This window comes from Jiella mangrovi (assembly GCF_017815135.1).
In the GTDB taxonomy this organism is placed as follows: Bacteria; Pseudomonadota; Alphaproteobacteria; order Rhizobiales; family Rhizobiaceae; genus Jiella; species Jiella mangrovi.
Window position 1 is genome coordinate 1 of record NZ_JAGJCF010000005.1, and the last position, 19,791, is coordinate 19,791.

Below are 19,791 nucleotides of genomic sequence, written 5' to 3' on the forward strand. Positions count from 1 at the left end.
CGGGCCACGAAGCGCAGACGTTCGTCCATAACGGACCTTTCCATCCACGGCATCAACACCTCCCGCAAAGCGAAAAGTGTTACCCATGTCTCCGGTACGAAACGTCACCTATGTCTCGGGTCGGACACGCGACACATAGTTTGCGAATTTCCACCCAAAGATCGCATTTTTCGCGACTCGCGAGTATAAATCTCCTTCTGATTGCAGTTCTAGATCATCGGCAATTGTCGAGGCATCAGGCGGACAAGTGAGTCGGGCGCCAGAATTTTTTTGTCGGCGTAGAAAGCACTCGTCTGTTGAGACGCGTTGAACCATGCAAATTTATGGCAAATCATATATGGCCTGCTGCAGTGCTTGATAAGAAGAAATGAGGCGTTGGGTCGGCTGACCCCTAGCAGTCATCGCATGGACGCGAAGCTGCTCAAGTTCGACGGGCCCCCGGGTCAATGCCTGTTCGATCTCAGCACGGCGCTGCGCAATGCCGTCCTTGACCTGTCGAACGGCGGTTGGGTCTGCTCCGGCGGCCGGATTGAACACGAACCTTCGTTCGATGCTTGCTCGCCAGCTGACCAGCTTCCCTGTCGTGGCATCTCCAAAGCCAGGGACGGCGAGGACCTTGTGGTAAGACACGTCGAACGCATCCTCGATCCCGTAGGATGCAAGGGTTGCCTTTCGGCCGTCGCCGATCCCTGAGATCTTTGCGCGAGCGATGAGGTGCCCTTCCAGGAAGCGCTGCAGCTGGATCTCACGACGGCGGCGCTCGAGGTCGTCGAGGCGTGACTTCTCGAGTGCAGGAAGTTCCCGATACTCTCCCCCCAACTTCTTGAGCGCCACCTTCTTTTGTTCGAATTGTCCGGCGCCTGCCTCAGAATTCCAGTCTCGGAGGGCGGCAGACCAATCATTTTCGGCGAGGGTCTTCGCCCTCTGGAGCTGCTGGTAGGCTTCTCCCCCGCCGAAGACCAAGTAGGCCGCGAGGAACAATCCGAGAAACGCAATCGACAGGCCACCAGCCATCAGTAAGGCGCAGAGGGCAGCGAACATCAGACCGCCGACGCGACGACCGAAATGGTTCCGGCGGATCTCCTTTGCGGCTTGAGATCTTTTCATCTTCGGAGGCAGCGGGATTTTCCCGGTCGGATCAGGGGCAGGTCCTGGACCGAGCACCCTATCGATGGCTGCGATCGCCATGGTGAGATCGAAGTTTCTCGCGGTGGCAGAAGCCGAAGAAGATCCAGCTCCGGGGAAGAGCGAGACCCCCATTCCGTTCTCGAGACGGCACCAAGGACATCCCGGAGCGTTTTTCGGGTGGTGATGAGCAGGATTGACCCGACAGGGGGTAAGCTCGGTCTCGAAGCGGCTAAGGGCTGCGATCCATTCGGCAGCGTTTGGCCTGTTTTGGAAGAAACGTGGGTTCGAGGAGAAGGCACGTTCGAACGTAGACGCGAGATCGGGAGTAAGGTCGCCGAGCGTAGGAGCGAACGGTGGCGGGTCCATCCTCGTCTCGGATTTCCTCTGAACGCTGTAGGCGAACCGGCCTTCCTTTATCGCCTTCTCGATCGGCATGTCTCCATGCCCGCTGTACCGACCGGCGAAAGGATGACGCCCCATAAAGAGAAGTTGAAACGCAATCACGGCGAGGCCGAAGCCGTCGTGTGACTGATCGCGATCGACTTTATCCAGCGCCGCGCCTTGTAGCTCGGGGGGAGTGTACTCGCCGACGCCGACTCGACACCTGTACACGACCGTACCGGACCTCACCTGGAATGAGTCAGCGTCGATGAGCGTTACGGTCGCCTGATCGCTGACGAGTATTCCGCTATGATTTATATCTCCGATCACGCATCCCGTTTGATGAACGCTCGCAATCGCGCGAGCGACGTTTGTTGCGGTTCTCGCAAGGAAGCGGAAATCTGCCTTCGGGAACTCGATCTTTCGGCTTCCCGGTGCGTAGAGTTCGTGAATAGGCTTAACCCCTCCCACTTTGCGCATGGTGAAGCCGACGAATGCACCGCTGCCTTCGAAAAGTGTCTGAATGGGAAAAGCGACGAGGGCCGAGCGCTTGTAAAGCTCATCTGCAACCATCGTGGAGATCTTGTCACGCCGCTCCAGGTGATTTCCGTCAGTATAAACCTTTGCGGCAACATCGTTGTCGCTGTCGACGTGGAATACCGTTCCCTCTCCACCCTTGCCGAGCACCGACGTCAGACGGATCTGACGGCCGGCGCCCGTTCGATATTCCTTCACCGCCTTGCCCCGAGGATCAGTGATTTGTCGTCGTCGGTCCGGTCACAGATTGCCTTGCTATCGAGATATTCGCGAAGAGGTTTCGAGAGGGCGACGTTGTGACCGAAGATCTCCGAAGCGGCGACTGGGGCCGTCACCCGGTCAAAGAAGGGGCCGTGCGCTGTACGTTTCGCATGATCAAGGACCAGCCTCTCGATCCCGTCAGAGAAGATGGCGACGCGATCGAGGCGGACGGGGAGCATGACGATCGATGGCGTAGACATCGGATCATCCGTGATGAAGACCGTCGTCGAAGCATACTCGCCCTGGAATGGCCAGGATGGCACGACCCACTCTGACGTTCCCTGCTCTCTGACGACCGCGGCACCGTCGCCGATATGGACAACAAGCGCACTCTCTGGCCCGGCGAGAAGACCGATAAGGGTCGAGGCACAGTCTCGAGGGCGTATCCGGGCTCTTCGAGCAAAAACGTTCACCCGCTCGCGTATATCGTCGAGCCAGTCGAAAATGTCCTCTTCCCTGATCTCGTCTATTCCCTTGCGCGACTTGAAGTGGTTCGACACCGCCCGAAGAAAGCCGGTGCAGACCATCCGGGAGCCGGCCTCCGCATGGCTAGCGGTGCCAGCGCCGTCGGAGACTACGGCTGCCAGAACGCTGCCCGAGATGGTTTCCATCTCCATACAGAGGGCGAAATCCTGGCATGGAAGCCCTGTTTTGAGATGGGATGTTCCGACCGACCGGGCGCGAGCCCATCCCCACGTACGATTCATCAGACTGAAGCCCAGCCGTCCGGTGCGGTCGGGTTGGATAGCGGTACGGCGTCCCCGGGGTTCGAACGGGAGACAGAACTCAGGGACGACGACAACCAAGCGAACAGTTCTCGGAATCGCAGCTCTTTCAGCGCGAGGGGCTGCCGCGTGGAGATCTCTGAAAGGATGTCCATTCTGGCCCCTTCGACGCCTATAGCGAAGAAGCTGAACGCCTTTTCCGCTTCACCCTGCTTCACCTGAGCAGCCGCATTTTTCCAAGCATCAGTTGGGGCACCGTCGGTGATCAAAAAGATCCACGGTCGATAGTAGGAAATTCCGTTGGACTTATAGGTATTCTTACGGTCACGCAGAAGCGCCAGGCCCTGCTCGATAGCCGAGCCCATTGGCGTATCACCCTGATCCGACAGCGTCGGCGGAACCCAACTTTGTACGCCCGTGAAGTCGGATAGCACCTGCACCGGTCCGAAGGTGACGATCCCAACTTCGACACGCTTCGCGGCCAAGGAGTCGGCATATAACTCGTCGCGGAAAAGCGTCAGCCGATCATTGAGTTCGCGGATCGGCTGACCGCGCATTGAACCGGATACGTCCAACAGCAAGAGGCAAGGGCACCGAGGTTCCGGGTTGTCTACGAATTCGGCTCCGCTGAAAGGCTGCTGCTCAAACGGGTTGGACATCAAGCGTTCTCCATTACGCAGTTCATGCTGTTGATATCGGTTGGTCGATTTGTAGACACGCTACTCCTGGTCAGGAGGCGTCTCGTGGATAAAATGTATAGAGACAAGCCGCGTCCGTCGCGCCCCGTTCGCCCGGCAAGCCGCTAAGATTGTATATTTACCCAGTTTGCTTCCACCCCACCACAATTCTATTCTCAAGCATCACTCTGCTACGGAATCGATTGTTTCCAGTTTGGTTGTATTTGAATGTCTCCGCGACTTTTGTCTTGTAGAATTTATGATCTCTGGCTGCAGGCTTTCCCCAAGAATCAATCAATTGGTCCTCGGTCCTTCCTTGAAATATCTTCTTCGACATTATTTTCGAAACAATGTCCAGATCGCTATATTTCTGTAGCAGATATTCGCGCCGCTTCTTGCTGGCGTGGATGTTTGCCCAAACTATTATGATAGCAGCGCTGATTATGATTGCGATGATCGTCTGACCATCCATGAATAGCTCCCCAAATTTCTAGGACATGCCTCCGAATCGCCATTCTGCCGCATCTAGGGTTGCGCATCCAGACGATTTTCACGGCTACTTATGGGACAGTACGAGGAGGCGATCGGTTCTACCTGAACATCGGGACTGAGGGTCTTGGTGGAGTAGCTGCGCTCAAAACCTTCATTAAGCTGTCGCCAAGCCTTGGCACGCAGCAGCCGCAATCTCTTGCGACGACGTTGGCACCACCCGTTCAAGGTCAAGAATGTCACGCTGAAAATGCCAAGGATCGCAAAATATTGGTCACGTGACAAATCGATCCTTCATGTCGCTTTTGCCAGAGGTTGCGCAGAAGGTTCTCTGAAACGTAATCATCGTACTTTGCATTTCTGAGATTTTTAACGAACGATGCAAGGTCGGCGACGGTAAAGGGCGTATTGGCGATCTTAGAAGCCGCGGCGCGCACGTCATCGGGGGAGCAACCACGAAAAACGAGGCCGATCTCCTCGGGCTCGCAGTCGTAGCCTGCCATCGTGAAGGCAATCGCCGTCAGCGAGATCGCTTCGGCTCCTTCCCATAGTGCGACGAACGTGTTCGACCCCTCGTAAGCGAAGGGCGTTGAAGCGAGGTCAAATTCGCGAAATGCCGACCGGCCCTCCAGAAGAAGTCGCCCTGCGCTTTCATCGAGGTATCGGGGCACGTCGCTCTGGCCATAGACCACCAGCATCTCTCGAGCGAGTTCCGAGTGTATCGCCTCGCCTGACAGGCTATCGAACTCGGGCACCTTGCCCGCGGGGCTGGATACGACCTCAACGACCTTCGCGCGGTCGTCGACCGCTTCCACGATCCATCTGCGTCCTGCGAATGCCAAGACCGTGCCGACGCCAACGGCATTTGAAATCGGAATCGTTCCAAGCGTCCGGCCAGCCGCAACGAGCCGCCATTCCTCATCGGTCTCGAAAATCGCGTAGAAATCCCGCCCTTCGACGATCCTTTCGCCTTCGGTCGACAGCATCAGGTTACCATCTGGTGCCTGCTCGATCAGGGCAGTTTCCGGCGACGCTGCATGTCGGAGCATGGCTACATAGTCGGCCTTCGACAGCATGGCCAAGGGGCCAGCACCACAGATCGCGTCATAGAGCCTCGCAGGCGTTTCTCCCCCTCGCTGGGCTATGATCGAAAGCGTCTGGTGAAGAACGACCGTAGCCACGGAAGGGTCTTCACCGGCTGGCTCGACGAACTTTCGTATTAGCAGATTGATGGCCGCCACGCTCATGACGATGTCCGGGCGAAGACGATCGATGGCGGGTGAATCGGCCGTGACATACGGGACATCCAGATAGATGCGCAGAATGGCCGGTGTGTCTTTGCGACGGCCGCTTCGACCAAGCCGTTGCCGAAGGGACGACAGTGATCGGGGCGGACCTATCTGGGCGACCGACTTCACGGCTCCAATGTCGACGCCAAGCTCGAGTGTCGTCGTCGCGACCGCGGTCGTCGGTAGTCCTCCCTCCCTGAGCCGGGCTTCAAGTTCCTCGCGAAGGCTTTTCGAAAGGCTGCCATGGTGCGGAAAGAACTCGTTCGGCACGCCGCAGGTTTCGCTCTTCACCCTCAACCGATCGGCGATCGTTTCGACCCGCTTTCGCGAGCCAGCGAAGACGAGGTTGCTGGTTTCGCGAAGACTGCTGAAGAGATGATCGACGATCTCATCGATTGCATCGGGCTTCGGTGACGCGGAACCTCGAACTTCAGGAGGGTGAACGTACCCTCGGATCTGCAAACGCAGTTCGGGCGATCCGCCGGGCGACTCGACCACGGACACCGTGTCGCCACGCCCCGGCGCGAGCCATTCGGCTCCTTGGCGCAGATCGCCGATCGTCGCCGATAGGCCAATCCGTCTGGGGCGCTTCGCATTCAGCACGTCGATCCGTTGAAGCAAGCTGGCAAGATGCAGCCCGCGAGGACCCCGGAGAAACGCATGCAGTTCGTCGATGACGATGAAGTCGACGTTGCCAAGCAAACGCCGCGCATCCGCCGGTCGTCGCACCATCATCGCTTCGATCGACTCCGGTGTGATGAGAGCCACTCCCTTGGGATCTCGGCGCGCCCGCTGCTTGGCGGACTGTGGTGCGTCACCATGCCAACGAACGACATCGATCTCCATCCGCTCGCACAGGAGATCCAGCCGTCGGAACTGATCGTTGATCAGCGCCTTCAGTGGACTGATGTAGATCGCGCCGAACCCTTCTCCGTCCCGTCCAGCGATGGCGGTGAGCACGGGGAGGAACGCAGCTTCGGTCTTGCCGGCGGCAGTGGCTGCAGCGATGAGGACGTCGGCCTCGGACTGCAAGATCGTACGAATGGCGCGGTCCTGAACGTCACGCAGCTCCTGCCACTGCTGTTCCCAGATCCAGCGTCGGATCTCCGGATGCAGAAGATCGAAACTTCCCACAGTTTCAGAGTCGGAGGGTTTCAAGCTCGTCGCCTTCGGTGCCCGTGTCGCTCGCGTCGCCATCGGCCACATCGGCCTCGACGTCCACCGTCACGTCGGCTTCTCCGACAAGACCTTGCCACGTAGTCCCGGGATTCTGCTCGAGGATCGCGAGGAGCTGCACGAAGGACTTGATCGTGTTCCTCGGCGTTCGGAAGTACGCTTCTCCGATTTTCTGGCTACAGTGGACCATGAACGCCTGAAGCGCTTCGTCGGGCACGAGGTGGTTCTCGGGATTGCCGCCTGCGAACACGCTCCGAATGTTCGCGAGCAGTACCAGAAGGTCCTCCGGCGTCAGGTTCTGCAGCCGCAGCACCGGTCCCGAGAGATCGACTAGGCCGCTGCCTGCGAAGGTGTTCTCGGCAAGACGGGACTGCAGCGCCTGGTAGCTGTAGAGACCACGCCGGGGGTCCATGAGAAACTCGGGAGTACCGCCGAACACGAACCCGATTCCACCGACGTTGCCTTGCAAGACGTCGTTGAGCATTCGCAGGATCTGCTCGAAATTCTGATTCCGCGCCTGCGAACTCTGAAGCTTGTAGAGGTTCACCATCTCGTCGAATACGACGAGCATGCCGTCATAGCCGGCCAGACGCACGAAGGCCGAGAGGAGCTTGAGAGCGTCGTAGACGTCGCCGTCATCGATAATGTTGCGGACGCCGAGCGCCTGGCGCGCTTCCGTCTTGGTCGAGTATTCGCCGCGCAGCCATCGCAGTGCCGCCGACTTCGTCTCATCGCTGCCGTTTTCGCTGCCACGCCAATAGGCCTTGAGAACCGTCGCGTAGTCGTAGCCGCCGACATGCTCCTGAAGCTGGGCCAGCTTGGCGTCGATGACTTGCTCGACGTCGCGCCCGAATCCTTCCGCCTCCTTGACGCACTCGGTGACAAAGCGCTCCACGACGCTGGCGAGCGCGCCGCCCTCCGGTCTTGTTCTCGTCGCCATGTTGCGGACGGCTTCCGCATAGAGCGATCGAGCCTGTCCATTCGAAGCGTGCACCCGTCGGTCGGGGGCGAGGTCGGCATGGAGGGTGACGAGCTTACGTTCGAGCGCGATCAGGCGGACGAGGTTGAGGAAGAACGTCTTTCCCGCGCCATACTCGCCGATGACGAAGCGAATTGCCGAGCCATCGTCCGCGATGCGGTCGATATCGCGGACGAGTGCGCCGACTTCGGCCGCCCGCCCGACCTGCACGTGCCGGAGCCCAGTCCGCGGGACAACCCCCGCGGAGAGTGCCTGGATGATGGTGTCGCGTTCCTTGGGGCGGATAGCAGGCTGTCGGGTCATGCTGCGTCTTCCATGGTCTGAAGTTCAGGCAGGAGGTGATCGACGACCACCAGGTCGCCGTCGTCTTCAAGAACGGTTTCGTCGAAACGGTCGAAGCCCCACTCGTTTATCGTCTCGATGGCACCGTCAGGCAGGAGCTTTAGCTCCCGGCAACACGCCTCGAACTGCTTGCGGGACATCCGGCGCCAGCGGACAAGGGCCTTGAGCAGATTGGCATGCGCTTCGTCCAACCCAGCAAAGGGCGAGACCTGCGCATCCTGGTGCTGGTCCTGATATTCGTGGGGCGTTTCGGCAGGCTCGTCGGGGATGTCCTCGCTGAAGATATCCGAGAGGAGCGAGGAAACAGCCACGGTCTCATTTCGAATACGTTCAAGCCGCGCATGGTCGATCGAGATTTCTGGCTTGGCCGGCTTTTGTTCATCTGGTGGCGCCGGAATTGGAAGGCCGCGGCTCGGTTCCGCAACGGCGACCACATGCAGCTCGTCGGCGACAACCGTGCCGCGATGAAGCGCTGCGTAGACGTGTTCCACTGGATAGCCCAGCGACTTGTGAAGCTTTTCGATGAACTTGACCTCGGCAGGTGAGACATGACCATCGGCAAGGACAGCCGATATCGCCGACTGCGTAACGCGCCGCTTCTCCATTTCGGGAAGAGCCGCGAGGCGCTTGAGGACCGGTGCCTGACTCGGGGCGTCCTTCAGGAGAAGCACCGCGAGGGCGGTTAGACGTTCCTTTTCGGATGACGTCAGATCAGGGATCGCCAAGAGGTCGGATTTCACGCTTTCCAACTCTTCCGGAGCCGAGTTCCCGTCGGCCGCCGCCGCGATCGCGCCGATTTCCACCATCGTCCGAGCAGAGCGGAAAGCAAGGGAATCGTGGCCAACGCCCCCTCCACCGATGGCGCGAAACAAGACGAGCCGACCATCCACAGTGGGCGTCGAGGCCCCGTGACGACGATCCGGTTCATGTCCGACATCGAGCCGATCCAGGATGGAGGCGATCTGGTTCGCGGCTCCTGCTGAAAGCTTGGCCTTCGCATCGACCTTAATCTGCAATGCCTCGAGAAGTCTTGGCACCCGCATCACGAGGTGCGCCTTCTCCGCAAATTGCAGATCGAGTTGTTTCCGGATCGCCGCAAGTCGTTTGCCCCCCGCTTCCATCATGATTTCCCGGGGAAGCGAGGAAGCAGCCTCGAGTGAACCACGAGACGCCGGATTCTTTCCGATAAATCGGCTATATGTGTCGAGCTGGCTGGTGCATGCTTCAAGGAGATCCTGCAGCCGCGTGGTGCGAGCCTTCAACGCCAGAACGTCGGGAATTTCGTCGTTGCCGATGGGAAGATCGCATTCGAACGAACTGCTGGCTGGTCGATATTGCAGACGGAGCCGGGCCTTCGGCAGCTTGACGTTGAACCCCGTTGGGTACTGAGCCGAAAAACGATGACGCCACAGGGCACGAAGCTCGTCGAAGCAGCGCCTGGCCGGTGTTCGCAATTGTGTTTCGGGATGCGATAACACCCAGACAAGAGCCTCGTCTTCAGTGAGCGGTGTTCCTCGCTGAAGGCAGCGGCCGAGGTAAAGGCGGACGGTTAGCGGCATGTCGTATCCGCCCAAGTCGAGACTTGGCTCGATATGGAAGCGGTCGAGATCACCAGTCACCGCCTCAGCCGTGTCGATGAATCGGCGGGCGTAATTCTTGAAAGAGTTGTTCGACCCGTAGATATGCAGAAGTCGCCTGACTTCAGTAACAAAGGCGCTCGCTTCCTCGACCACGAGATCGTGGAATAGTCGGCGCTCAAGACCATAGAAGAAAAGAAAGACGTAGCCGATTCCAACTTCGGGATCGTTTCTTCCTTCGGCGAGCCAATCCACATACGCTCGCCGCTGGTCCGGCCCAATTTCAGAATAAGCCGGCCAATAGGGCATTGAAGCACCGGCTTTGTCCGAAGTGGACTTAGATATAGAAAGCGAAGGGTCGATTACGCAGTTGTCGAACTGGCGGAATTGCCCCGAACTTCCCCTCTCACCGACGAAGATCATACCCGAAGTGATGAGGTGCCGGCTGATCGAAATGGTTTCTCCCGGTTGTATCCAGCGCGTTTTGGGAACGGTCAAAGCCTTCCGAGCTGGCGCGGTGATCGACATCGACGAAGGTGAAAAAGCTGGACCGTTGCTTGTTCTTTGCCGAGAGGGCGGGGATTTAGTTTGATTAGATCGCTTCGCTGGTGAAGAAGAATCTGCCGATCGTTTCTTCCGGCGAGCTTCAGACCTGGATTTGCGCCGCGCACGCCCCTCTTTGATGGCTCGAGAAATGACCCAGGCGGTCCCAACCAATATCAGCAGCCCGATTAAAGCTTCCATTTCCTCGCCTTCGCCCGGCAACTACTCGAAGCCGCAGAATCGGTTCGCTACGACTGGCAGCGATTAGAACACTCGCTTAGGCTGTCTGCAACGAAGCGGTGCAGGTCGTCTTGGCGATCGAGTGGAAATTAACCATCGGCGAACTTATCAGAACGACCACTTGCCAACCGTCTTTTGTTCCGCATATGTTCGCGACATGTTGATCCTCTCGCTCATAACGCTGTCGGCCGCGAAACCCGCGGCCCCTTTCACCCGCCGGGGCTAGACGGTCCTTCCGTCCTCCGGCGCTGACAGCGTTCGCCGCTATCCCGCGGCACCGGAGCGACCTCCATGACATCCCCATCGATCCTGCGTCTTCCGGAAGGGAGCGACGCGCCCCTTCATGCCGAAGGCAATCTCGCCGCGACCCGCCGCAAGGCTTCCCGACGCCACTATGCGCCGGCCGGGATCATGCGCTGCGTCGGCATTCCGATCTTCCGGTCGGCACTCGCACGCGACCTTGGCGTCCTTCTTGATCTCGATGACCAGGTGGAAGCTTGGCAATGCCTGCCGAAGGCGCTGGACTTTGCCGGCCCCGACGGCGTCATCGTCCAGCATATCCCAGACTTTCTCGTCCGTTACGCATGCGGATGCGAGGTCTTCCTCGACGCCGGCGGCATCGACGCCGTGCCGGTGGATGCTGAATTCGCCTACACCGCGGTCTGCGAAGCCGAGATCCGGATCGAGCCGGCGCTCTCCAATGCCCGCGAGATGCTTCGCTACGCCCGGCGCAACGTGCCCCTCGGCGACCGCATCCGGCTGCTGGCCTACCTTGAGGATGTTGGATCGGCGACGCTCGTCGACGCCGCATCCGGCATGCAGGAGTCGCGGGAACCCGTCGGCGCCGTCATCGCGCTCGCCCTGCAACGGATCGTCCGGATCGATTGGCGGGAACGCCGGCTTGCACCGGATAGCCGGGTGGAGATCGTCCGATGACATCGAAGGTCAGGAAGCTCGCCCGGCTTAGGAAGTCCTCGGTCGAGCCGGCCGCCGCCAACTCCGGGATCGACATGGGGATGCAGGACGCCATCGCCGAGGCAGTCGACGAGAGATTGAAGCGGATGTCTCCGTCGACGAGAATGATCTTCGACCGGGTGCGGCCGCTCGTCCCTGACGGTCTGAAGCGGCGCCTGGAGGCGGCAAAGCCCGCTCTCGTCGTCGTTCACGTCGCCGCGCATGGCTGGCGCCGGCCCGCCTACGACGCGATCGTCGCAGCACTCGAGGACGCGGTCCGGACCGAGGAGATCGTCTTTTCGCGGCCCCACTATGTGCCGGCGGACGAGATCGCGAGCCGTTCGTGGCAACGGAAGGGCCAGCGCGAACGGACTGAGCTTGTCATGTCGATGCTCTCGTCGGGTATCACCATCGTCGGCCTCGTCGCCGGAGAGGACCTCGATCCCGCGGTCGCGGCGATCGCCCACATGACCGTCGACGTCATCCGGATCGACGTTGCAGACCTTGCGGGAGCCGTCGCCTCGGCTTTCCCGGATTCAAACGCCTCTTGGCCGGCCGACCTGGGTGTTTCCGACGTCGATCCCCAGTGGCTGGATCTCGCGATCGGGCGGTCGTCGACCGCAGAGGAAGCGGTCCGACTGATCGCCGCGGCGCACCGCCGTCCGGCGACGGAAACGGCCGTGCCGATGCTTGAAAGCCTCTACGGCTATGGGCCGGCCCGCGTCTGGGGGCTGCGGCTCGTCGATGCCCTGCGAGAATATCGGGCTGGTACGCGATCGTGGATCGACGTCGACGCCGGCGCTCTCTTCGTCGGCCCGCCTGGCACCGGCAAGACGCTGCTTGCCTCGGCGCTTGCCCGGTCGTGCGGCGTCGCCTTCATCCCGACGTCGTACTCGGCCTGGCAGGGCACGGGAGAAGGCCACCTCGGCGATGTGACCAGATCGATCCGGAAGACGTTCTCCGAGGCGGCTTCACAGTCGCCATGCATCGTCTTCATCGACGAGATCGACACGATTCCCACTCGAGGCGCCACGACGCGACACGACGACTGGTGGCGGACGATCGTGAACAATCTTCTCGAATGCCTGGACGGCACCGGCCGCCGCGAAGGCGTCATCGTCCTGGCGGCTTGCAACGACGATCGCAATCTCGATCCGGCATTGGTCCGTTCCGGACGCCTGGACCGGCGTTTCCATATCGGGCTGCCGAACGAAGACGATCTCGCAAAGATCCTCGCGCACCACCTCCCGACGGTTCCTGAAGACGAGATCCAGCCGGCCGCTGTCACGCTAGCGGGATCGACGAGCGGCGCCGATGCGGCACGTATCGCAAGAGACGTTCGACAGCTGGCACGAAGCGAGGGCCGCGAACCCTCTGGCTCCGATCTTCTGAAGGTCGCGCTTCCTGTCGATGATCGACCGGCGGGTCTGCGCCGCCGTGTCGCCGTCCACGAAGCGGGTCATGCAGTGGCCATTCTCCGCCAAGGGCAGGTCCCGCGCAGCCTCTCAATCGTGGCCGCAAACGGGGGCGAGGTCGTTCACGACGTTCCTGTCTCTGAATTTCTTCTCGAGGACCTCCACGCGCAGTTGGCGATCGGCCTTGCCGGCCGGGCGGCCGAGGAAGTCGTTCTCGGATCGGTCTCGGCTGGTGCAGGCGGCCCACAGATGTCGGATCTCGGAAAGGCGACCCAGCTGGTGGCGATGATCGAGGGCCGGTACGGACTCGGGACGCGCCTGGGTCTAGTCGAGAAGATCGACGAGGCTGTGGTCGAGCGTCGGCTGCGGATCGCCTATGCGGATGCCCTTCTCGCTGCGATGCGCGATCGTTACGCCATCGAAACGCTGGCGGAACTGGCTCTGGAGAGGCAAGTCCTCGGCCGAGCAACACTTTCTGCGTTCCGAGACACAATTTGGCCTAATGAATTAACGGGACCGAAGTAGTTCCGTGGGATCCTAATTTCCCCTCGCTGCAAAGTGAGGTCGCTCCGACTTCTGGAGCATTTAACCGGAGAAGACGCTCTTCAATGTTTGCCCGATTCCCCAAACCCTCAGCGATATTACGGTCCGACCGTATGTTGACGGCGTTTGTCCGGGCGAGCTTCGCTCCGGCCGGCTAACGCAGCCACCAGCACTTCGGACCAGCATCACCGCAATAACCACGCCGGGCGCCAAGTCGCGTTCCGTCGCCGCCTCATGCTGTGTCCGGAGTTCGTCCATGATCATCAAGAAAGCCTGCCCCCAAATACGTGGCTGAAAAGTCGTATGGCCCCATGCGGCCTTACTTCCGGACAGCCCCGTAGGTCTTCAAGGAGCCTTCGGCACGCCTGAGCGCGGCCCGAGGACGGAAGAACCTTGTCTTTACCTACAACTTTCAGGGGTCTTTCAGATGTTCGATGCCATCAATTTCGATGAACAAGAAATGTCCTTCGGTTCCAGCTCGCTGCTGAAGAAGGCGGCGAGCGTGAACGCCGGGAACAAGGTCGTCACGACCGGAGGACGGAGGGGACATAGAGCAGCGTTCCGCGCTGCCGCATTCAAAAAAGCATCCGGGAGCCGGGCCGCATGACCGCGGCATCGTCGGATAGTTCCGTCAAGGGAAGGGCGGCCGTGATGGAGGGAACCGTGTTGGACATCGACAGTAACATGGAGATCGGCAACCTGACGATCGCCGTCGCTCGGCCTGACGTCAGCGGTGTCGCAGTCCAGCTCGGTCCGTTCTTCTACGGCCACGGCGATCAGCGTCGCCGACACTTCTTCGACGCCGGCGTCTGGCGGTCGAACGGGCTGCATCTGTTCGCGGTGAAGCCGCGTCGATCGTCTCGCTATCAGGGGCTTCTGGAGATCCTGAAGCTTCTTCAACGGGATGACCAACGGCTGGCGTCGGCTCATCTCTATGCGGTCAACGAGGATCATCTTGCCCCTTGGCAGATCCACCGGGCGAAGCTGATCAACCGCGCTCTCGCTCTCACCGATGACGAGGCGGACCAGGTCGCAATGGACTGCATCGCGGCTGCCGAGGGACCGATCCAGGTCGTCGACATCTACCTGAGGACCAAGCTGGGACACCGCTGCCTTTCTGCCGTGGCCCGGCTCGTCGCCCACGGCAAGGTCGTGATGCCTCACAGGGCTCTCCTCGACACCGATGCCTTCGTGGAAGCTGCAGAAAAGGAGGTCCGCCGATGACCATCCATCAGCCGATCGGCCGGTCGTTCCGGCCGGTCAACCGGTACCGCCTGGGCGCCGACGATCGCATCCTGATCGACGGTCTTCAGCACCGTTGGATCGAGACGAACGAGTTGGCGTACGTTCTTCGGAACGTCGAGGCAGGGGTGACGCGGGAGGTCTCGTACGAGGAGTTCGAACGAGACCTCCACCTGGAGAAGATCCAGGTCGATCGTGGCTACTTCTCCCTCGACTCCGTGCGACGGCGGGCGCGCAACGTCTCGCGACTGTCGGACCTCGAGCCCGAGCAGCTCGCCATCGTGATGCATCGCCTGAAGTGGGTCGAGACTTTCGACGACCTGTACAAGAAGGGCATCGTGAAGAAGTCGCCGAAGCGGCTCGTAGAGGCCATCCCGCTCGTCGGAAAGCTTCTTTCGGATGAAGATGAAGCTGATCGGGAGCCTCGCACCCGTGCGAAGCGAGGCGCGGCACCTCGGACCGGTTTCGACGATCCGTCGCCGAGCCAGCTCGGCCGCTGGGTGCGAGAATACCACGCAGCCGGCGAAGACCCGATCGTCCTCAATCCTGACTACGCCAGGAGCGGCAATCGGCTGCCGCGCCTGGACCCCGTAGTCCGGCGCCTCGTCGAAGGGATGGCTGCGCGTTACTGCGTGCCGACGAAGCCATCCGTCCAGCAGCTCTACGAACGGCTGGTCCGCATCCTGAACTACTCGAACAGGAAGCGGGCGACCAGTTACGTCGTCCCCTCCAAGCGGACCCTCGAGCGGGCGATCGCCAGGATCGACGATTTCGAAAAGATGGCGGGCCGACATGGCGCTGCCTGGGCACGTCGAAATTACACCCCTGCCTACGAAGGCCCGACGGCCACAAGGCCGCTTGAGCGGGTCGAGATGGACGAGTGGCGCGTGAACCTGATGACGCTGTGTGAAGATGCCGGGCTCTGGGCGACCATGAGCGAAGAGCAGCGGCGAGGGGTCAAGCGCACGCGCTGCTGGCTCACGGCCGCGATCGACTGCGCGACGCGCTGCATTCTGTCGGTCTACCTGACGACGGAGGCACCCTCGGCGCGTAGCGCCCTGGAGGGCTTGCGGTGGATCATGACGGACAAGGAGAGCCTGCGCCGGGAGGTTGGGGCTCAAAACTGGTGGCCTTGTCACGGAAAGCCGGAGAACCTCTTCACCGACAAGGGGGCGGGCTTCAAGTCGAACGAGTTCAAGGTGGCGGCTCTATCGCTCGGCATCGGCACATTGAAGCCGAACGCCGGATTGGCGCAGTTCCGCGGCAAGATCGAGCGACTCTTCCGGTCACTTGACCAGGGACTGGTCTCCCGCTTCGAGGGACGGACGTTCTCCAACGTCCTCGATAAGGGGGACTACGAGTCCGAGAAGTGTGCGTCCATCACGTGCGAAGAGCTGAACAGGGCGCTCATTCGCTACATCTGCGACGTCTACCATTCCACACCGCACGGCGGCCTCGGCGGGCGTAGCCCCGCACAAGAATGGAATCGTCTCGTCGCGCTGCATGGTCAGGAGATCGTCCCGGGCAAGCAGGAGATGCGGGAAGTCTTTGGCGTCCCTTTCGAGCGGACCGTGGGCAAGAAGGGCATCCGTCTCCTCGGAACGTTCTACCAGTGCGAGGATCTCGTCCAGATCTGGATGAAGAAGCAGGGCACCAAGCTCCAGCTGCGAGTGGACGACCGAGACGTCACTGAGATCTCTGTCGAAGTCGCGCCGGGGACCTGGAAGACCGCAACTGCTGTCGGCGGGATCGAACAGGCCGTGTCGATTGAGCGCCTTGCGACGAGCTTCGCCGCCCTTGTGGAGGCTGGGCTTCCGGCATTCGACATCGACGACCCGGTCGAGATCACGAAGCGAAGGGACGAAGCGCTGCAGGACATCACCGATCTGGTGCGCCGTTCGGCGGCACGTGCCGGCCTCGTGGACGCGAAGACACTCGAAATGCAGATCGCCAGGATCAAGGCGGACGCCTTCAGGGCGACGCTGGCATGGCTCGACCGCCAGAACTCGGCTGGAACCGACATCTACACTGATCCCGTGGCCTCCCCGTTCCGCTCCGAGCCAGCGTCAGATCTGAGCGAGATCGTCGTGGGTGGTGAAGAGACGGAAAGCGCAGCGCCGCCCGCCGACGCAGACACCCCGCATCAGCAAGGTGGCGGCTTGTCATCTTCGACCGACGAACCCAACGAGTTCTGGAGCGAGTAAAATGCCGAAGTGGGATCTCGAAATCACGCCCGAGGAAGCGTTGGAAGACGAGGCTGCCGTTTTGGCCGCGCTCGACAATGCCTTGGCCAGCCTCGATGCGCTCCCACAAGACTACGAGCGTCGCCTGGCGGCAGCGAAGGGGGTGTACATCGGCCACGCCAAGCGTGACGGCAAGTTCAAGAAGCATTTTGCGAAGCGGCTGACCGCGGCGAAGGCGCAGGTGGGAGGCAAGACGAAGAGCGCCGGAGAGTACCTCACCGTCCTCGGCAGCTCCGGATCGGGGAAGACGACAATGACCCGGCGCATCATGGAAAAGACTGGGCTCTTCGATCCGATCGAGCTGCCAGGCCGAACACTACGGCCTGCGATCCGCATCCAAGGGCCGCGGCCGTTTACGAGTGGACAGCTCGCCATCTCGATTCTGAGGAAGGTGAAGATGGCGACCGATTCAAAGCTCGACCCGAACCACACTTGGCAGATCGTTAGAAACCACCTTCCGCGATCGCGCACGGCCCTCATCGTGATCGACGAAGCGCAGCATGCCCTCCGTCATTCCGATCCCTCGCATTCCAAGGACGTCAGAGACGCGATCAAGATCCTCGCCGAGGACGACGAATGGCCGGTGTCCTTCGTGTTCGTCGGAATTCCGATCTTCGAGCGCTTCGTGGTCACTGACAATGAGGTCAAGGGCCGTAACACGACCTTCCTGATGCCTGATCTGAAGGTTGGCAATGACGATCCGTTCGTCGAGAAGCTCTTGGCCGAAATGTTGACAGCGGGCGAGCTTTCGATCGGCGAAATGGGTGATCACTTCACCCATCGTCTGATCTACGCCGGCGGTTGTCAGTTCGGTCGCTGCCAAAAGCTGATCCGGATCGCAATCGAGTCGGCCCTCATCAATCGCCGCGACACGATTCAAGTCTCCGATTTTGCCGAAGCCTTGCGGGAGCGAACCGGATGCGACGATGACCACAACACCTTCCTGGCGCCACGCTTCGAGTTGGTGCGGCACTGGATCAGTGATCCGGAGCTGGAGACTTACGTCGCCGAGGATGACATCCTGGTCAACGACGACGAGCGTGGATCGAAGGCCAGGAAGGTGGCGGAAGGCGACAGTCTGAAGCGGAAGAGGTCCTGATCCATGTCTTGGACGATCAGGCCGCCCTTCGATGAGACGGAAACGCCCCTGAGTTTCGCCTCACGTCTCGGAGGCGCGAACGGCTTCGCGTCAATCTGGAGCGTTTGCAGTTTCTTGGAGACCCGTCCGGCCGACCTGTCACGCGGCAGGGAAGAGGGAATCGAGCGGCTGGCCCGTGCGGGCGATGTCCCAACGGGTATGCTGCAGGCGAACTCTATTCGGCAGCTTCCAGGCTCACGCGTGGAGATTCGCGGGCAAATCCTGGCGTTGAACGATATCCGCGGCCGAACCATCACCTTTTGTCCTGCTTGCCTTCGTGACGATCTTCAAGGGCCGGATTGGCTCAAGGAAGAGGAACGGGTTCGCGAACGGCTAGACTGGAAGTTGAGACCGATCACGGCCTGTGCCCGCCATCAGGTCCGGCTTCACGAGTTGAAGCCCGCGAGGCAGCTCCACGCGATCGACGTACGCCAATGGTTTCGTTGGTACGTTGCACGCCATGACACGCCCCCGATTGAGCCGGAGACCTGCGCGTTTTTCGATAGGCAGGCCTATCTGAGGTCGCGACTGCTCTGCGTCGAGCGGCTGAGGATCGACATTCTCGACGAGATGCCTTGGTATGCGGCGGCGCGCCTTTGCTCACTCGTCGGGCACTCGGACCTTTATCCTGGTCAGATCCGGAAGAAGGAAACGATGCTCTCGGACAAGGACAACCTGATTGCGGATCGGGGCTTCGAGATCCTGCGAGAAGGACGCGTGGGGCTCCAAGCTTGGGTCGATCGCATGATCGAGGATGCGAGGAACGATCCAACGCGAGGTTTTGGTCTACAGTCGATTCTCGGCGATGTGGGCGAGACGTTGGACGAGATCGACGACCCTGCCTACGACGGCGTCAAGGATGCGGCGTGCGTGGTCGCGTTTCAGAAGCTTCCGCTTTCCGTAACCGGGCACTTCTACCAACGCAGGGCTCCGCGCCGACAGGTTCACTCTATCATGTCGGCATCCGAAGAGACCGGCATGAGCTGGAAGGTGATGCGGGCATGCCTGCGAACCGCTGGATTGATCCCCTACGACATGGATGGGCTAACGCCGGATAAGATCACCTTCGCGGCTGAGCTTTTACCTTCGAAGGAGGCCCTTGACCGTTTGCGTCCCCGCAAGGGGCAGTCGTCACGTGTCGATCCAGGCGCACCGATAATGACGATTGGCGAAGCGGCGGAATTCCTCGGAGTGGGGCAGAAGTACCTGTTGAATTTCGACTCGCTTCGGCGAGACGACGTTCGCCGAGAAGGGTCGCGAGACTGGCGCATCTACGACCGACACAAGCTCGAATGCCTTCGTGATCGGCTGATCGGGGGAGCCGAGGAAATCACCAACCCTGACAAGGATCACGTCGGCATCGAAACTGCCGCTCGACATCTGCATCTGCCATTTCCGGCGCTCGTTGATCATATCGACGGTGGACGCATCGTGTGGCGCGGCGTTCTGCCATCCACCCACGATCTCTCCGGCCTAATCTTCCGGCGCAAGGAGCTTCTCGGCGTCATGGCGCCCGTGTCCGAAAACGGTCCGCCAGACGATATGCCAGTGAAGGAAGCCGCGGAGATCGTTCGGACCCGTCCTCGGACCATCCGGGCTCTCATCGCGCAAGGCAAGATCAGTCAGCGCTCAGTCATCCACCCGGCGAACGGGAGGACGTTTGCGAGGGTGAGTTTGTCGGAGGTTCGATCCGCGCTATCGATGTGAGAATTCTTTCATTTAACATCTAGAAATCGCACGTTCTTCAAGGGGGGGGTGAACGTCGCGCTTGATATCCCGTCGGAAAAGTTTTCCTCCTGCGGGAGAAATAAGAAATCTTTTGAATTTGCGAGGTTAGGTGATTCACTCTATGTTCTCATGACAAGGAGCCACCGTATGCCGCGTCTTAAGCTGTCTGATCTCGTCGTCAGCC

13 protein-coding genes are annotated in these 19,791 nt (G+C 60.5%); 7 read left to right on the plus strand and 6 right to left on the minus strand.

From position 1 onward, the window contains the following. Positions 1-321 precede the first annotated feature (321 nt). The 6 genes from J6595_RS09155 to J6595_RS09180 form a co-directional block, all read right to left on the minus strand. Positions 322-2,244: a helix-hairpin-helix domain-containing protein gene (locus J6595_RS09155; RefSeq protein WP_209594179.1), complete on the minus strand. Its 1,923-nt coding sequence runs from the start codon at positions 2,242-2,244 to the stop codon at positions 322-324. After that, on the minus strand, positions 2,241-3,014 hold the full coding sequence (locus J6595_RS09160; protein ID WP_209594180.1) for a PP2C family serine/threonine-protein phosphatase: 774 nt from the start codon (positions 3,012-3,014) through the stop codon (positions 2,241-2,243). Before J6595_RS09160 ends, J6595_RS09155 begins: the two co-directional genes overlap by 4 nt. Beyond that, positions 3,014-3,691, minus strand: coding sequence for a vWA domain-containing protein (locus J6595_RS09165; protein WP_209594181.1), 678 nt, complete (start codon positions 3,689-3,691; stop codon positions 3,014-3,016). Before J6595_RS09165 ends, J6595_RS09160 begins: the two co-directional genes overlap by 1 nt. A 746-nt stretch (positions 3,692-4,437) precedes the next feature. Then, positions 4,438-6,645: a DEAD/DEAH box helicase gene (locus J6595_RS09170; RefSeq protein ID WP_245197890.1), complete on the minus strand. Its 2,208-nt coding sequence runs from the start codon at positions 6,643-6,645 to the stop codon at positions 4,438-4,440. Beyond that, positions 6,626-7,945 (minus strand): ATP-binding protein, encoded by a 1,320-nt coding sequence (locus J6595_RS09175; RefSeq protein WP_209594183.1) that lies wholly within the window; start codon positions 7,943-7,945, stop codon positions 6,626-6,628. The genes J6595_RS09170 and J6595_RS09175 overlap by 20 nt, the downstream gene beginning before the upstream one ends. Continuing rightward, positions 7,942-10,305, minus strand: a complete 2,364-nt coding sequence (locus J6595_RS09180; RefSeq protein ID WP_209594184.1) for a tellurite resistance TerB family protein — start codon at positions 10,303-10,305, stop codon at positions 7,942-7,944. Before J6595_RS09180 ends, J6595_RS09175 begins: the two co-directional genes overlap by 4 nt. A 450-nt stretch (positions 10,306-10,755) precedes the next feature. Between J6595_RS09180 and J6595_RS09185 the strand changes: the two genes are divergently transcribed. The 7 genes from J6595_RS09185 to J6595_RS09215 all read left to right on the plus strand — a co-directional run bounded on the left by J6595_RS09185 (position 10,756) and on the right by J6595_RS09215 (position 19,586). Beyond that, a complete protein-coding gene (locus J6595_RS09185) occupies positions 10,756-11,280 on the plus strand; it encodes a hypothetical protein (RefSeq protein ID WP_209594185.1) in 525 nt (174 codons plus the stop codon). Beyond that, positions 11,277-13,238, plus strand: coding sequence for an AAA family ATPase (locus J6595_RS09190; RefSeq protein ID WP_209594186.1), 1,962 nt, complete (start codon positions 11,277-11,279; stop codon positions 13,236-13,238). The genes J6595_RS09185 and J6595_RS09190 overlap by 4 nt, the downstream gene beginning before the upstream one ends. A 445-nt stretch (positions 13,239-13,683) precedes the next feature. After that, on the plus strand, positions 13,684-13,863 hold the full coding sequence (locus tag J6595_RS09195) for a hypothetical protein (protein WP_209594187.1): 180 nt from the start codon (positions 13,684-13,686) through the stop codon (positions 13,861-13,863). A 59-nt stretch (positions 13,864-13,922) separates the two neighbouring features. Continuing rightward, a complete protein-coding gene (locus J6595_RS09200) occupies positions 13,923-14,480 on the plus strand; it encodes a hypothetical protein (RefSeq protein ID WP_209594188.1) in 558 nt (185 codons plus the stop codon). Further along, positions 14,477-16,702, plus strand: a complete 2,226-nt coding sequence (locus tag J6595_RS09205) for a Mu transposase C-terminal domain-containing protein (RefSeq protein ID WP_209594189.1) — start codon at positions 14,477-14,479, stop codon at positions 16,700-16,702. The genes J6595_RS09200 and J6595_RS09205 overlap by 4 nt, the downstream gene beginning before the upstream one ends. Position 16,703: 1 nt before the next feature. Continuing rightward, positions 16,704-17,840, plus strand: coding sequence for an ATP-binding protein (locus J6595_RS09210; RefSeq protein ID WP_209594190.1), 1,137 nt, complete (start codon positions 16,704-16,706; stop codon positions 17,838-17,840). Positions 17,841-17,843: 3 nt separating this feature from the next. Continuing rightward, on the plus strand, positions 17,844-19,586 hold the full coding sequence (locus J6595_RS09215) for a TniQ family protein (protein WP_209594191.1): 1,743 nt from the start codon (positions 17,844-17,846) through the stop codon (positions 19,584-19,586). Positions 19,587-19,791 lie beyond the last annotated feature (205 nt).

What these genes read in the sequence shown, in the direction of transcription:
- J6595_RS09160 (WP_209594180.1), bottom strand. Translation starts at nt 3,014, where the DNA reads ATGAATCGTACGTGGGGATGGGCTCGCGCCCGGTCGGTCGGAACATCC.
- J6595_RS09165 (WP_209594181.1), bottom strand. Translation starts at nt 3,691, where the DNA reads ATGTCCAACCCGTTTGAGCAGCAGCCTTTCAGCGGAGCCGAATTCGTA.
- J6595_RS09175 (WP_209594183.1), bottom strand. Translation starts at nt 7,945, where the DNA reads ATGACCCGACAGCCTGCTATCCGCCCCAAGGAACGCGACACCATCATC.
- J6595_RS09180 (WP_209594184.1), bottom strand. Translation starts at nt 10,305, where the DNA reads ATGGAAGCTTTAATCGGGCTGCTGATATTGGTTGGGACCGCCTGGGTC.
- J6595_RS09185 (WP_209594185.1), top strand. Translation starts at nt 10,756, where the DNA reads ATGCGCTGCGTCGGCATTCCGATCTTCCGGTCGGCACTCGCACGCGAC.
- J6595_RS09190 (WP_209594186.1), top strand. Translation starts at nt 11,277, where the DNA reads ATGACATCGAAGGTCAGGAAGCTCGCCCGGCTTAGGAAGTCCTCGGTC.
- J6595_RS09195 (WP_209594187.1), top strand. Translation starts at nt 13,684, where the DNA reads ATGTTCGATGCCATCAATTTCGATGAACAAGAAATGTCCTTCGGTTCC.
- J6595_RS09205 (WP_209594189.1), top strand. Translation starts at nt 14,477, where the DNA reads ATGACCATCCATCAGCCGATCGGCCGGTCGTTCCGGCCGGTCAACCGG.
- J6595_RS09210 (WP_209594190.1), top strand. Translation starts at nt 16,704, where the DNA reads ATGCCGAAGTGGGATCTCGAAATCACGCCCGAGGAAGCGTTGGAAGAC.
- J6595_RS09215 (WP_209594191.1), top strand. Translation starts at nt 17,844, where the DNA reads ATGTCTTGGACGATCAGGCCGCCCTTCGATGAGACGGAAACGCCCCTG.